Source organism: Rhizobium sp. ZX09 (assembly GCF_017357485.1).
Classification (GTDB): Bacteria; Pseudomonadota; Alphaproteobacteria; order Rhizobiales; family Rhizobiaceae; genus Agrobacterium; species Agrobacterium pusense.
In genome coordinates this window covers 1499802-1512686 of the sequence record NZ_CP031363.1, presented here as the reverse complement: position 1 = coordinate 1512686, position 12885 = coordinate 1499802, and the positions used below count along the sequence as shown (strand labels likewise).

Sequence of the window (12885 nt, the reverse complement as noted above, 5' to 3'; positions counted from 1 at the left end):
CATCATGCGCCGTCGACGCGCCGCTTAGATCGCCACCGAACCCGTCGCTGCGGCGTGATCCGCGTTTTCGGTCCGCCAGCTGCCACGACTGACCAGCCAGTCTGACGACGCCTGCAGCCCGCCGAAGGGAAAGACATGGATCTGCCGGATCGGTCCTTGCGGATTGTCCCGCCAGTGCCGTTCGATCGGCCCGACGATGCTTTCCGGTGAATGGCCCCTGGCAAGCGTGGTCAGGGAAAGCGCGTTTTTCTTGAGATAGGCAATGGAATTGCCGACACCGCAGAGCGCGGCGTATTTCAGGAGCGTGGTGATCTTGGCCGGGCCGGAAACGCCGATATGCACCGGCAGATCGATACCGGATGCGGCAAGCCCTTCTGCCCAGGCGATGAAGCGGGCGGAATCAAAACCGAACTGGGTGACGATGCGCATGGCGGCGTCGGTTCTTTCGCCAAAATCGCGTTTCAGCCGCAACGCGGCCGTCGCCGTTTCGTCGTTGAAATCGGGGCTGCCTTCCGGATGACCGGCAATTGCGATATGCCTGATGCCGCAACGGTCGAAAATGCCCGTGGAAAGCATGTCGATGGTAGACGTGAACGGGCCCTCTGGCTTCTCGACGCCACCGCCGACCGCCAGCACGTCGGTCACGCCGGCGTCGCCGGCAAGCCGCTTCACCTGTTCCTCGAAATCGATGCGAGAGGCGATACGGCGCGCCGCAAGGTGCGGAACGGGCTCATAACCGAGATCACGCAGATGCTTTGCGGCATCGACCAGCTTCACCTGCGAGGCGGCTCCGGTATCTGTCAGATAAACGCGCACGCCCTGCGGAAAAAGACCGGCAAGACTTGCCGGGCCAAGCACCTGCGCGGGTGAGGCCTCGATGGAGGCGGGGATGACGGAAGTGGCGGAGATATCGGGCAATGTGTGCATGATCCTTTTGATTATCATGCACCGTTTTTGAGGCCAAGTCTGTGCCTGTTGCGGCAAGACAGCCCTGCATCTGCGACGAAGCTTGAGCCGAGCGCGGTGCCGGCGGCGCTACCAGATCCGTTTCGTCAGACCGTTCCAGAGCCACGTCCAGATCGTTGGTGGAAAGCGGAGCACCGACTTTCCGGGCGAGGGCGGCTGCGGCGCAAGGCTGCCGGACAAGGCGTCTTCGATGGCATTGATGGCGATATCGACCGAGGCTGCTGTCAAGAGAAGGGGATAGGTGGCGATGGTGTCGGACGGTAAGGGTTTCAGCCGTTTTTCGTAAAGTGTGGCGCCGGTATCCACACCCTTGTCAACGAGATGCACGGTTGCGCCGAAATTGCCCCGGTCCTTTTCCACCAGCGCCCAGTATCCACCCATCTGGCCGCGATAGGCCGGGTTGATGCCGGCGTGAAAATTGATGATGGGGCAGTGCAGGTCCCTGAGCGTCGCCGGCGTTAGCAGACGGCAGGAAATGGTGAAGATGACAGCCGGTTTCAGGAGATTGGCGGCCTTGCGACATTCTTCATCGTTCAGCGAGGCGAAATGCGTGACCGGAATGGTGCCGCCCAGATCAGGCAGGAGACCATGCTCCGCAATGATCTCTTTGCTTCTTCGTACCGTGAAGCGTTTGCCGAGCCGCGATGCGACCATCGTCGCCAGCTGGCCCACTGCGACAATCCAGCCGAGGCGTCTTGCCCGGCGCTTGAGGATGGCCGATTTGCTTTCGGGCTGTTCCATGAACACATGGATGTCGGGAAATCGCGCTGCCAGCGCATTGACCATGACGTTAGGGTTCACGCCGCCCGCCGTCATCACCAGAAGCCGATTATTGATGTCAGTCATGTCACCCATTGGATTTCTCAAGCCACGATCCACGCGCAGTTTCCCTCGCGAAGCTCAAAACCGTGTTAATTTTCATCGACAGGATTTTTTGAAACGCCGCTGGAACCGAATTTTGGGACTCACGTTATTGTGACGCATATCACATCGGCGCTTGCCTCGGACGGCAAGTCATAGGGGAGTAGTTTCAAATGATCACACGCATTCTTTCGACCGTTTTCGTGGCTCTGCTGACCGTCGTGACGCTCAGCTCTTGCGGCAACACCATTCGCGGCATGGGCCGGGATACGGCGAACGCCGTGGATGCAACCCAGGATGCCGGCCGCAGCGTCGACCGCGCCGCCCGTCGCTGACGACATCTCCCCTCCTGAAAGTCCGGCGTCTCCCTGAAGCCAGGGTGACGCCTTTTCTTTGACCGAATTTCCCTGCGAATGTTCCCCTGAAGAGAATCACGGGGTGGGCATGAACAGATCGATGAAAAGACTGGCGAAGCTGCTGTTGCCGTTGCTGCTGCCATTTGCGGCCGAAGCGGGCGGGCAGGTGGATCTCTGCAGAATCGTGGATCATGCGGGCGGCCGCTATACCGTCTGCAGTTTCGATCCGGCGAAAAGCACCATCCGGATTTACGACCGCGACCATGTCTCAGGACAGGGATATCGTTCTTTCGCCGATCTATCCTCCGCGCTCTGGCGTCAGCACATGTTCAGTGTCTTCGCCATGAATGGCGGCATGTATCATTCCGATTATTCCCCGGTCGGGCTGTTTATCGAAAACGGCGTGGAACGTTCGCCACTCAGCACCCGCGGTGGCTGGGGCAATTTCCATCTTCTTCCGAATGGCGTGTTTTACCTGAAGGATCACAGGGCGGTCGTGCTGGCGACCGAAGCCTATCTGGCGGCCGACCCGAAGCCCGATTTTGCCACCCAGTCCGGGCCGATGCTTGTTATCGACGGCGGACTGCATCCGCGTTTTCTGCCCGACAGCGACAGCTTGAAGCGCCGCAACGGCGTCGGAGTCTCTCGCGATGGCATGGTACATTTTGCCATTTCGGACAATACCGTGCGCTTTTACGATTTCGCCACGCTGTTCAGGGATGTGCTGGATTCACCGAATGCGCTCTATCTCGACGGCACCATTTCCAGCGTCGATATTCCCGCGATGAAGAGGCGAGATTCACTGTTCCCCATGGGGCCGATCATCGCCGTGGTCGACAGGGTGCCGGATTAGTCGAGCCTGTCAGATCGGCGCCTTGGGATAGGCTTTTTCAAGGCCGGCGGAAGCCGTCAGCCCCTTGCGGAAGGCGAGATAAGCAGGATGCTGGCTTGCCTTCGCAATTTCCGCGAAGCGGATTTGCAGACGGGCAGGGGCGTGGCCACCCAGCCATTCGCCAGTGGCTTCAAGCTTCAGGCTATTAAGAAAACGGGCGCCGGCCTGCTGGTCGAGATAAAGGTTAAGGCCTGCCAGCAGGTTCTCGTCCTGCAGCGCGTTCTCCATCAGCAACGACACCCAGGCCTTATCCTCACTCGCAAGCGAGGTCAGTTTCGAAGCAACAGTTTCACGGTCGGGGAAAGAGGATGTCTGCATGTGGGACTCGCATCGTTGCTGTTTGACCATGGTCGATAAAGCAGCGGTCGCAGCCATTCAAGATGGGTTTCAGCGGAAGAATTGCGACCGCAACGTGCCCGCGTCCGCCGTTTTCAACAGGTGTTTGTATGAAACCTTTAAAAAACGGTTACACTTTAGCCTAAATTGCGGCGAGGCCAGAAATGGCACTGGTTTCAGGGTCGCGCTAACGCTTTGTTTTTTAACATACCTATGCAAGGCGCGAATGGCAGCCCGTCGAAAACGCCTTCATTTAGCCGCTTTTTGCATTTGCCTTCCGCGCCGGATTTTAATAAATGCTTCCTCCACGGGCCGGGTCTTGAAGATCGCCCGGAGAGTGAATAGCTGGAGTAATCATGGAAGAAACCGCTCAGAAATCCTGCTGGGGCGTCACGTTGCGCGCACTCGCAGGCTTTGCCGCTTTTCTCGCATTGACGTACATTTTTGGCAGCCCATAAGCATCTCTCCTGATTGACGGGTTTTGAAACGGCGCGGTTTTCCTCTGGAAACCGTGCTGTTTTCGTTTCCGGGAGGCCCATGTCGCAGCTGCAAAAGCCGGTGCCGCTCTTTTGTGGCGATAAGTTCCAGCTTTGGATATGATGTGACGGAATCCATTACGCAGGAAAAACTCAATGTTTCTTTCGGTCTTTGACGTCTTCAAGATCGGTATCGGCCCTTCCAGTTCGCATACGATGGGACCGATGACGGCGGCCAACCGCTTTCTGGCGCTGATCCTCAGCGACGAGTGGCCGCGCCCCGCCGGTGCCGCCGTTGCGCGCCTGAAGGTCAGCCTGCACGGGTCTCTCGCCTTCACCGGCATTGGTCATGGCACCGGCCGGGCAGTCATTCTCGGCCTGACCGGCGAGCGGCCGGACCTTGTCGATCCCGACGCGATGGACGCCATCATAGAGGCGGTGGAGAAGGCCGGTACGGTTACGCCGCCCGGCCATCCGACCTACGAGTTCAGGACGGCCGAAGATCTCGTCTTCGACAAGAAGAACCCGCTGCCGGGCCATGCGAACGGCATGACCTTCTCCGCTTTCGATAACCAGGGCAGGCTGCTGGTCAAGCGCATCTATTATTCCGTCGGCGGTGGCTTTGTCGTCACCGACACGGAACTGGAGGCGATCAAGCAGCGCGGCAAGACCATCGATAACGGCCCGCGCGTGCCCTATCCTTTCGCCACGGCGAAGGAAATGCTGGAAATGGCCGCGCGGTCCGGCCGCACCATCGCCCAGATGAAACGGGCGAACGAGGAGACGGTTGTTTCGCGCGAAGAGCTGAATGAACGGCTGGACCAGATTTGGGACGCGATGAACGGATGTATCGAGCGCGGGCTGAAGGTGGACGGCATCATGCCCGGCGGCCTCAAGGTGCGTCGCCGTGCCCGTTCGATCTATGAAAAACTGAATGCGGAATGGCGTAGCAACCGGTTGAATCCCGTCATGGCGAATGACTGGTTGAGCGTCTATGCCATGGCCGTGAACGAAGAGAACGCGGCCGGCGGCCGTGTCGTCACCGCGCCCACCAATGGCGCTGCGGGCGTGGTGCCGGCGACGGTGCGGTATTTCCGGCATTTCCATGAGGATGCCACCGTCGACGACGTGCGGGACTTTCTCCTCACGGCGGCAGCGATTGGCGGCATCATCAAGCATAACGCGTCGATTTCCGGCGCGGAGGTGGGCTGTCAGGGGGAAGTGGGATCGGCTGCGGCCATGGCGGCGGCAGGTCTCGCGGCGGTGATGGGCGGATCGCCCGAGCAGATCGAGAATGCGGCGGAAATCGCGCTCGAACATCATCTCGGCATGACCTGCGACCCGATCGCCGGATTGGTGCAGGTGCCCTGCATCGAACGCAACGCACTGGGCGCGGTCAAGGCGGTCACGGCGGCGTCGCTGGCGCTGAAAGGCGACGGTCAGCACTTCGTGCCGCTGGATGCCTGTATCGAAACCATGCGCCAGACCGGCAACGACATGAGCGAGAAATACAAGGAAACCTCAACCGGCGGCCTTGCCGTCAACGTTGTGGAGTGTTGAGCGGGCTGGGCGCCCGGCATGTCCGGCATGCTTGACGCCCGCCGCAAAAAGGCATTGATAGAGACATGCCTCTACATCTCATCAAACTTTGCGTCGGCGCGGATTCACTCCAGGACCTGAGGGATTGGGTCGCGCAGCGATCGCTCACCGCCATGGCTGCGGGCCTGGAGCCGCACAGCGTCCACACCACCCGCATGATCCCCAAACGGGTAGAGGAACTGCTTGAAGGCGGCTCACTCTACTGGGTCATCAAGGGGCAGGTGCAGGCTCGACAGAAGCTGCTCGATATCCGTTCTTTCAAGGGAGACGACGGTATTTCGCGCTGCGATCTCGTTCTCGGACCCGAGGTGATCGAGACCTCACCTGCGCCGAAGCGGCCGTTTCAGGGCTGGCGCTACCTGAAGGATGACGAGGCGCCGCGCGATCTCGGGGGTGGAGGAGGCGGCGAGGACATGCCTTCCGATCTCAGGCGCGAACTGGCCGAACTTGGTCTGCTCTGACGCATGATGGACGAAAATGAAAAAGCCGGCACCTTTTGGTGGCCGGCTTTTTTATTTGGGGAGACGGGTTGGTCAGTTGATGCCGCCGACTGCATTGGTGGCGCGGCCATCCTGAATTTTCACCCAGCGACCCGGGTTGGCGGTGTCCTGACGCTTCAGATAGGTATATTCGGTTTCCGACCAGTTCATGACCTTGTTGCGCATATTGTCGAGAACGAAGTCGCCACGGTCGGTGCGAACGGTCAGAACGGCATGGCCTTCGCCATTCGGCTGCAGAACGACGGTGATCAGCAGGTTGGAGGCGGAGAAACCCTTGTTCATCAGCATCTTGCGCTTCAGCAATACGAAATCTTCGCAATCGCCGACGGTGGTAGGATAGGCCCAGCGTTCTTCGACGCCGTAGATTTCCATGTCGGTCATCGGCGTGATCGTGGTGTTGACGGTGTAGTTGACGTCAAGCATCGTCTTCCAGCGCTCTTCCGTCAGCTTCATCGGGCCATTGTCCAGCGAAGTCGGCTGGCACTCGCTCTGATAGGTCTGGCAGAATTCATAGTGGCCGATCGGTGGATTGGCCTTGCCGATGACGCGCATGACCGCTGCCGGCGATGCGCTGGCCTGCTGTGCGAAGGCGCCGACGATGAACGCGATCAGGATGAAAACGATACGGTTGTTGTTCATTGCTTGTCTCCCCGTGTTGAGGAGACATTCGCAGGTATTTTTTGACCCGGCGGAAATTTGCGTGGCGCAATTTGAGCTTAAATTTCAGCAAATTAGCCGATGTTTTGAACTGTATTTGAAGTGTTTTTTACACGTGTTTGAAGCAAATTTTATTAGAATTTTACGCATTCCGGCTTTAGGTTTTTGGTAGCCATTTATGCCGCTGTATCGACAGCGATTTTTCGTTCGCAGGTGTTTTCATACCCATGTTCATCGCCGTAGCGGAAGCGGGCGATGTAGGGGATTTCCCGTTTTGGGATGGGTGTTCCTTGCTGGCGCGCGTCGAAAAAGCGCCGAAAAAAACTTCAAAAAAACTGCTTTTTTCTCGAAAAAAAGTTCGGACGGCGTGTTGCAGGCTACGTCCGTGCCCCGGTCGTGCCGCAAATTACCAAGGGGAGCGTTCCTGTCGGGACGTTGTTTGGGCGACAGGTCGAAAGCGGCAAACTGCGTCCGCGGACTTGTTTTTGAACGGGGATATCCGCGTCGCGAACACACGCCGACCGGATTTTCGGGCAGGGACGAGGAGGCGAGGCTGCGGTAAAGGTGCGTTGAAAAAGCCGCCCGGTCCCGACTGCCCATCATGGTGCGATGGACTGACTGCAGCCTTGTACGCTGCCTGACTTCACGCTTTGCGGAGGAATGGCGTCGGGCCGTGCGGGGCCATTTTACAGAAACTCGATCAATGCGTCGGGTGACTGGACACGATCGAATTCAACGGCGACGCCTTCCATGAAGTGACGCACGATCTTGCCACTCATGTTTTTGCCAAGCTGGACGCGGCTTCCGAGCGGCGGCCGGTGTTCTATCTCGATTGCTGCGCCCGAGAGCGACAGGTCGATCAGGCGGCAGGCGACGAGCATGCCGTCTTCGAGAACCAGCTGCGCCCTGGCATTGCGCGGCGTCAGGCGGTCGTGGCGACGGTCTTCCGGCAGGCCCAGCAACTGACGCTTGGCGATCCATGCGAGCTGGGCGGCGAGCTTTTCGCGTTTGCGCTCGGGCGCATTGATGGCGATGAGGAAACCGGATGCAGTCAGCGACGTCACCGTGCCTTCGATCCGGCCGATATGCTGGAGATAGGCGATGACGCGATCGCCATTGCGGGCGACACCCGGGCAGGTGAATTGTGCTCTCTCGGCGGTCATCTCGGTGGCGGTGCAATCATATTCTTCGTGATCGGGCAACATGAGCCGGCCATTGAAGGACACACGCACGGCGTCGTCGAGGCGAACTTCCTCAACCGGGCGCAGAATTTGGGCGGTGTTGACCGAACGGGACGAAAACATGGGCAGCGCAAATTGTAATGAATGATGATCGTCCATTTCTACCCTGTGCGAGTTAACAGACTGTATTGCCTAATCTCTACAATTTTTCTAATCGACCAAATCGTTACGTTTCGTTGCCCCGCGCTCCGTGCGGCCATGGGCTTTCAGCATCGCTTCGTCGATCCTGGACGCCTCAGCATCTACCCGTTCGTAACGCGGCTGCTGCATTGGCCGAATATCCGGCCGGGTTGATGTCCATACGCAGCAGCCGACTGCTTTTCATCGACAGACAGTGTATCGGCACCATCAATGTGTGGTGCCGTGGCTGCTGTGGAAGCAGCGCGCCGAGGAGCCGCGGGGCGACACCTGCTTCCGTGCGCAACGGCAGCAGCAGCATTTCAAACGCCAGGGGTTCGTCGCCGTAGCCGTCGTCAGCATCGATGTCGAAGACCACGGGCAACTGATGTTGCAGGATGCCGAGCGCCACGCGACAGGGAAAGGACGCGCCGGCCGCCGGCCAGAGTTCTGAAAACGGGCGGTCCCGCAATTCGCGGCCGAACAGGTCGCAAAGGCGGGTGCCGGCAAGACGGAAGAAGGGTGTTTCCTCTCCTTTGTCTGTCAGGATGAAAAGGTCGCCGAGATGAGTCTTGAGCTTCGAGGGTTCAATGTCCTCGCGGCGTGGAGCGGCGCTCTTGCCGCGCAATTCATCCCAATAGGCATATATCTCCAGTCCGGCCATGCTCTTCATAGCATCTCTCCATGTTCGTTTTTGGGACATCATGTCCATCCGAACGTCTGTATCTGGAGGTGTAGCGATTTTCGTGCCAACTGGATTTGTTAAGGTTAACAAAGGGTTGATATTGCCTGACGGCATTTGTCGTGGCATCGGTGCGGCCCTGTCGGGGAAAGCTCCTTCAGCACGATTTAATGGCCCCGCCCGTTCTTTTACGGTGGGCCTGCAAGCCGGACCGTTTTTGGCCCGGCGCCTTTTCCGGTTACGGTTCCGGCGTCGCGCGCTTCGAAGGCGGGACGGCTTTTTTTTCTTTCAGGCTTCCTATATTGCTCGGGAAACGCAAAATTCGACCAAGACAGGGATGAACCATGTCCTACGAGGACGGCGAACAGCCGCCGGTTTCGGAAACGCCGGAGCCGAAAGACGATGCGAACAATCCCGTCTTCAATCTGCCATCGCTGCTGGTGGGCATCTTGGTCGTGCTGATCGTTGCTTATGTCGTTCCCGCCTATCTTCTGTCGGAGGAAGGCAATGGCTGGTTCATCTTCACCTTCGGCTTCATTCCGCTGCGTTATGCGGTGCCGTTTTCCCAGCAGGGGCTGGAATGGCTGTGGACGCCGGTGACCTATTCTTTCCTGCATGGCGGTATCGAGCATATCCTCTTTAACGGATTGTGGCTGATGGCCTTCGGCGCGCCGGTTCTGCGCCGGATCGGAACAGTGCGTTTCGTGCTGTTATGGTGCATTTCCGCCGCCGTTTCGGCCTTTGGCCACGCGGTTCTGAACTGGGGGGACGTGACGGTGCTGATCGGAGCGTCCGGTGTCGTTTCGGCGCTGATGGGAGCGGCCTGCCGGTTCGCCTTTCCGGCGCGGGGCGGATATAGCGCGTCTTTCGGCCATCTGATGCCGCGGCAGAGCATTCTTGCGGCGCTCTCCAACCGTACGGTGCTGATCTTCACGCTGATGTGGCTGTTCGGCAATGTGCTGATTGCGGTCGGCGTGCCGCTGTTCGGCGACGTCGGCGGTCAGATCGCCTGGGATGCCCATGTTTTCGGGTTTCTGCTCGGCTTCCTGTTCTTCGGCCTTTTCGATCGCCCGTTACGCTAGGCCGATCACGCTCCTTGTCGGGCGTGGCGCAAATTTGCTTTCGGGCGTCCCATCCGGGATTGCATTCACGCGGGCCTCAGCGCACCATACCTCATGATTTGCAACCGCCGGGGGAGACTGCGGCACTGCGGATCGCTGCAAAGAGGAGGAAGGCATGCCAACATTCGTAAAGGATCTTCTCGACCGCAAGGGCCGGGACGTCGTGACTGTCAATCCTGAGGTCAGCATCGGTGAGGCGGCGGCCACGCTGCACGCGCATAAGATCGGTTCCGTCGTCGTGACCGATGGCGATGGTGTCGTTCTCGGCATCTTCACGGAACGCGATCTCGTAAAGGCCGTGGCGGGCCAGGGTGCCGCTTCCCTCCAGCAATCCGTTTCAGTGGCCATGACCAAAAATGTCATCCGCTGTCACCACGATTCCACCACCGATGAGCTGATGGAAATCATGACGGGCGGGCGCTTCAGGCATGTGCCGGTCGAAGAGAATGGCCGCCTTGCCGGCATCATCTCCATCGGCGACGTGGTGAAGGCGCGGATCGGCGAAATCGAGGCCGAAGCGGAGCATATCAAGGCTTATATTGCCGGGTGAGTTAGTGTCCTCTTCCTCATTCCTGTGCTCGTCACAGGAATCTAGTCAGCCCAAGTCCTTGGGCTGAAAGGAGTTCCTACCGCCACGCAGACGCGCATCGGCTGGATTCCCGTGACAGGCACAGGAATGAGGGAGCTTCTCGCCTCACCGCCGGAACGCCTGCTGCATGCGCTCCAGTTCCGGAATGCGCGCGCGCGTTTCCTGATATCCCCTATCGATGGCTTCACTGGCGCGATGGAATTCCGACAGTCCGATATCGTTGATGCGGGGATGAAGCATCAGATCGGGCGGATCACCTGCCAGACGCGAGCGCGATATCCTGTCCTGGATGATGTTGAAGGCCTGCACCATGACGCCCGGCAGGCCGGGGCGCGGCGCGCTGTCGTGCGGTGCGCCGCCGGGCGGTGCAGCGGCGTGCTTGACGACGGCGGAGCGGCCGAAGAGATCGTAATTGAGGTTTACCGCCACGACCAGCGCCTGCTCATAGGCCCGGCAGACCGAAACCGGCACGGGATTGACGAGGGCGCCATCGATGAGGGTGCGGCCGTTGCATTGCACGGGTTCGAAGATGCCGGGCAGCGCATAGGATGAACGCAAGGCGGTCACGAGATCACCCTGATGAATCCAGACTTCATGACCCGTGCGCAACTCCGTCGCGACGGCGATGAAGGGATGATCGAGGCTTTCGACACGCAGCCCTTCCAGATGCTCCTGCATGCGTTTTGTGAGCCGCATTCCGCCGAAGAGCCCGCCGCCGCCGATCGTGAGATCGAGCAGGCCGGCAATGCGGCGCATCGTCAGCGAACGGGCGAATTCCTCAAGCTCATCGAGCTTGCCGGCGAGATAACATCCGCCAACCAGTGCGCCGATCGAGGTGCCGGCGATCATGCCGATCTTGACGCCCGCTTCATCGAGGGCCCGCAGGACACCGATATGGGCCCAGCCGCGGGCTGCGCCACCGCCAAGCGCGAGCGCTATCCGGTGTTTGTCGACGATCTGTGTAACGGGCGGTTCATTGCCGATGACGTCGGTATTACCCGCCGCAAGGTGGTTCTGACGATTTCCCCATCCCAACATGACCGCACTCCCTGCCAGTTCTTCGGGTTCCGCCCTTGGCCCCGGAACCCGCTATATTGGTAGCAAATTGGTGCGGCCGATGGAAGGCGGCGGTTTATGTGCCTGAATAGGTTGTCGCCGGATCGAAATGGCGCGTATCGTCGGTGATTTTCGTCACCGCCTGGCCATCAGCCAGTTCGACCGTGCGGTAGAAGCAGGAGCGGCGGCCGGTGTGGCAGGTAGCATCGTGGCCGGCGACCGAGACCTTCAGCCACACGGCGTCCTGATCGCAATCGGTGCGGAATTCCTTCACGGTCTGCAGGTTGCCCGACGTTTCGCCCTTCTTCCAGATATTGTCGCGCGAACGGCTGTAATAGTGGGCGATGCCGGTCTGAAGCGTCAGCGACAGGGCCTGTGCATTCATATGGGCGACCATCAGCAGTTCGCCATCGCGCGCGTCGGTGACTACGGCTGTGACGAGGCCGTGGGCGTCGAATTTCGGCGAAAAGAGACCTGCGTTTTCAAGCGCTTCCTTGTCCGCGGGCGCGGACGGAAAGGGAATGGACATGGCAACCTCGGAAAATCATCTGGCGGAACGATGAGAGGGGCGGATGAAACGGACGAGTGCCCGCCACTCTGAATTTTCTTGCGCATCGGATTTTCCGAAAGCCGCATTACGGCTTTCGGGCCGGTGCTTAACGGTTCCGCACCATAGTCATGAAGCGCACCTGTTCGGCCGGGTCGTTCTTGAACGTGCCGGTAAAGGAGGTGGTGAGGGTGGTCGAGCCCTGCTTGTTGACGCCGCGCATGGACATGCACATATGTTCGGCATCGATCATGACGGCCACGCCGCGCGGTTTCAGGGTTTCCTCAATCGATCTTGCGATCTGCGCGGTCATGTTTTCCTGCGTCTGCAGGCGGCGGCCGAAGATTTCGACAACGCGGGCGATCTTCGACAGGCCAAGCACGCGACCGGCCGGAAGATAGGCGACATGCGCCTTGCCGACGATCGGCACCATATGGTGTTCGCAATGGGAGAAGAACGGAATGTCGCGCACCAGCACCACATCGTCATAACCGCCGACTTCCTCGAAGGTCGTGCCGAGCACGTCCTGAACATTCAGCTCGTAACCGGCAAAAAGCTCGCGATAGGCCTTGGCGACGCGCTTCGGCGTATCCAGAAGTCCTTCGCGGGCGGGATTTTCTCCAGCCCAGCGCAAGAGAACGCGCACTGCTTCTTCCGCTTCGGCCTGGCTCGGGCGAGCTTCGGCCACGTCGGGTTTTGCGCCAGCGCCGGGGAAATTCTTCACGATCGCATCCATTCCGTCTCTCCCGATGCGGGTAAAGGCCGCACCTGAATTCGTTTTACATCGCGAACCCATGTTCGCAGTTGCTGCTATCTGGTTGTTTTATAGCATTTTGGCAAGGCCGATGCTGTTTTTTCGGTATCGGAGCCGTTAATTTGATCACGGCTT

General features: G+C 59.3%; 15 protein-coding genes. 6 read left to right on the top strand and 9 right to left on the bottom strand.

Annotated features, from left to right (window positions below; all coding sequences use genetic code 11):
- Window positions 1–24: 24 nt before the first annotated feature.
- Complete coding sequence (locus BTN45_RS07550; RefSeq protein ID WP_034498988.1) at window positions 25–945, bottom strand: methylenetetrahydrofolate reductase; 921 nt, start codon at window positions 943–945, stop codon at window positions 25–27.
- 90 nt (window positions 946–1035) lie between these two features.
- Window positions 1036–1812 (bottom strand): formyl transferase, encoded by a 777-nt coding sequence (locus tag BTN45_RS07545; protein WP_207589677.1) that lies wholly within the window; start codon window positions 1810–1812, stop codon window positions 1036–1038.
- Between the two features lie 188 nt (window positions 1813–2000).
- On the opposite strand from BTN45_RS07545, the gene BTN45_RS07540 reads away from it, so the two are divergent.
- Window positions 2001–2162, top strand: a complete 162-nt coding sequence (locus BTN45_RS07540; protein WP_004442283.1) for an entericidin A/B family lipoprotein — start codon at window positions 2001–2003, stop codon at window positions 2160–2162.
- 109 nt (window positions 2163–2271) lie between these two features.
- On the top strand, window positions 2272–3036 hold the full coding sequence (locus BTN45_RS07535) for a phosphodiester glycosidase family protein (protein WP_207587065.1): 765 nt from the start codon (window positions 2272–2274) through the stop codon (window positions 3034–3036).
- A gap of 9 nt (window positions 3037–3045) precedes the next feature.
- On the opposite strand, the gene BTN45_RS07530 is transcribed toward BTN45_RS07535, so the two are convergent.
- A complete protein-coding gene (locus BTN45_RS07530; RefSeq protein ID WP_045533750.1) occupies window positions 3046–3393 on the bottom strand; it encodes a hypothetical protein in 348 nt (115 codons plus the stop codon).
- 650 nt (window positions 3394–4043) lie between these two features.
- Between BTN45_RS07530 and BTN45_RS07525 the strand changes: the two genes are divergently transcribed.
- Both BTN45_RS07525 and BTN45_RS07520 read left to right on the top strand, forming a co-directional pair.
- Window positions 4044–5447 (top strand): L-serine ammonia-lyase, encoded by a 1404-nt coding sequence (locus tag BTN45_RS07525; RefSeq protein ID WP_037092522.1) that lies wholly within the window; start codon window positions 4044–4046, stop codon window positions 5445–5447.
- Between the two features lie 65 nt (window positions 5448–5512).
- A complete protein-coding gene (locus BTN45_RS07520; RefSeq protein WP_004442274.1) occupies window positions 5513–5947 on the top strand; it encodes a DUF1489 family protein in 435 nt (144 codons plus the stop codon).
- A 72-nt stretch (window positions 5948–6019) separates the two neighbouring features.
- On the opposite strand, the gene BTN45_RS07515 is transcribed toward BTN45_RS07520, so the two are convergent.
- The 3 genes from BTN45_RS07515 to BTN45_RS07505 form a co-directional block, all read right to left on the bottom strand.
- A complete protein-coding gene (locus BTN45_RS07515) occupies window positions 6020–6625 on the bottom strand; it encodes a transglutaminase-like cysteine peptidase (RefSeq protein ID WP_004442271.1) in 606 nt (201 codons plus the stop codon).
- Window positions 6626–7329: 704 nt separating this feature from the next.
- Window positions 7330–7947, bottom strand: coding sequence for a PilZ domain-containing protein (locus BTN45_RS07510; protein ID WP_022556297.1), 618 nt, complete (start codon window positions 7945–7947; stop codon window positions 7330–7332).
- 172 nt (window positions 7948–8119) lie between these two features.
- A complete protein-coding gene (locus BTN45_RS07505; RefSeq protein WP_162719174.1) occupies window positions 8120–8674 on the bottom strand; it encodes a PAS domain-containing protein in 555 nt (184 codons plus the stop codon).
- Between the two features lie 353 nt (window positions 8675–9027).
- Here BTN45_RS07505 and BTN45_RS07500 point away from each other — a divergent pair, with 353 nt between their 5' ends.
- Together BTN45_RS07500 and BTN45_RS07495 are read left to right on the top strand one after the other, a co-directional pair.
- Window positions 9028–9765, top strand: coding sequence for a rhomboid family intramembrane serine protease (locus tag BTN45_RS07500; protein WP_035210731.1), 738 nt, complete (start codon window positions 9028–9030; stop codon window positions 9763–9765).
- Between the two features lie 154 nt (window positions 9766–9919).
- Window positions 9920–10354, top strand: a complete 435-nt coding sequence (locus BTN45_RS07495) for a CBS domain-containing protein (RefSeq protein ID WP_006698832.1) — start codon at window positions 9920–9922, stop codon at window positions 10352–10354.
- A gap of 144 nt (window positions 10355–10498) precedes the next feature.
- On the opposite strand, the gene BTN45_RS07490 is transcribed toward BTN45_RS07495, so the two are convergent.
- From BTN45_RS07490 to folE, 3 genes are all read right to left on the bottom strand, one after another.
- The gene (locus tag BTN45_RS07490; protein ID WP_004442259.1) at window positions 10499–11431 is read right to left on the bottom strand and encodes a patatin-like phospholipase family protein; all 933 of its coding nucleotides are present in this window, start codon (window positions 11429–11431) and stop codon (window positions 10499–10501) included.
- 94 nt (window positions 11432–11525) lie between these two features.
- Complete coding sequence (gene hisI / locus BTN45_RS07485; RefSeq protein ID WP_207587063.1) at window positions 11526–11978, bottom strand: phosphoribosyl-AMP cyclohydrolase; 453 nt, start codon at window positions 11976–11978, stop codon at window positions 11526–11528.
- A gap of 127 nt (window positions 11979–12105) precedes the next feature.
- Window positions 12106–12732 carry a GTP cyclohydrolase I FolE gene (gene folE / locus BTN45_RS07480; RefSeq protein ID WP_003495569.1) on the bottom strand — a complete coding sequence of 209 codons (627 nt, stop codon included), beginning with the start codon at window positions 12730–12732 and terminating at the stop codon, window positions 12106–12108.
- Window positions 12733–12885 lie beyond the last annotated feature (153 nt).

Bases quoted from the DNA above. Each gene is read 5' to 3' on its own strand.
- BTN45_RS07500 (WP_035210731.1), top strand. From the start codon at position 9,028: ATGTCCTACGAGGACGGCGAACAGCCGCCGGTTTCGGAAACGCCGGAG.
- BTN45_RS07535 (WP_207587065.1), top strand. From the start codon at position 2,272: ATGAACAGATCGATGAAAAGACTGGCGAAGCTGCTGTTGCCGTTGCTG.
- BTN45_RS07550 (WP_034498988.1), bottom strand. From the start codon at position 945: ATGATAATCAAAAGGATCATGCACACATTGCCCGATATCTCCGCCACT.
- BTN45_RS07510 (WP_022556297.1), bottom strand. From the start codon at position 7,947: ATGTTTTCGTCCCGTTCGGTCAACACCGCCCAAATTCTGCGCCCGGTT.
- BTN45_RS07505 (WP_162719174.1), bottom strand. From the start codon at position 8,674: ATGAAGAGCATGGCCGGACTGGAGATATATGCCTATTGGGATGAATTG.
- BTN45_RS07495 (WP_006698832.1), top strand. From the start codon at position 9,920: ATGCCAACATTCGTAAAGGATCTTCTCGACCGCAAGGGCCGGGACGTC.
- BTN45_RS07515 (WP_004442271.1), bottom strand. From the start codon at position 6,625: ATGAACAACAACCGTATCGTTTTCATCCTGATCGCGTTCATCGTCGGC.
- BTN45_RS07525 (WP_037092522.1), top strand. From the start codon at position 4,044: ATGTTTCTTTCGGTCTTTGACGTCTTCAAGATCGGTATCGGCCCTTCC.
- BTN45_RS07545 (WP_207589677.1), bottom strand. From the start codon at position 1,812: ATGACTGACATCAATAATCGGCTTCTGGTGATGACGGCGGGCGGCGTG.
- hisI (WP_207587063.1), bottom strand. From the start codon at position 11,978: ATGTCCATTCCCTTTCCGTCCGCGCCCGCGGACAAGGAAGCGCTTGAA.
- BTN45_RS07490 (WP_004442259.1), bottom strand. From the start codon at position 11,431: ATGTTGGGATGGGGAAATCGTCAGAACCACCTTGCGGCGGGTAATACC.
- BTN45_RS07520 (WP_004442274.1), top strand. From the start codon at position 5,513: ATGCCTCTACATCTCATCAAACTTTGCGTCGGCGCGGATTCACTCCAG.
- BTN45_RS07530 (WP_045533750.1), bottom strand. From the start codon at position 3,393: ATGCAGACATCCTCTTTCCCCGACCGTGAAACTGTTGCTTCGAAACTG.
- folE (WP_003495569.1), bottom strand. From the start codon at position 12,732: ATGGATGCGATCGTGAAGAATTTCCCCGGCGCTGGCGCAAAACCCGAC.
- BTN45_RS07540 (WP_004442283.1), top strand. From the start codon at position 2,001: ATGATCACACGCATTCTTTCGACCGTTTTCGTGGCTCTGCTGACCGTC.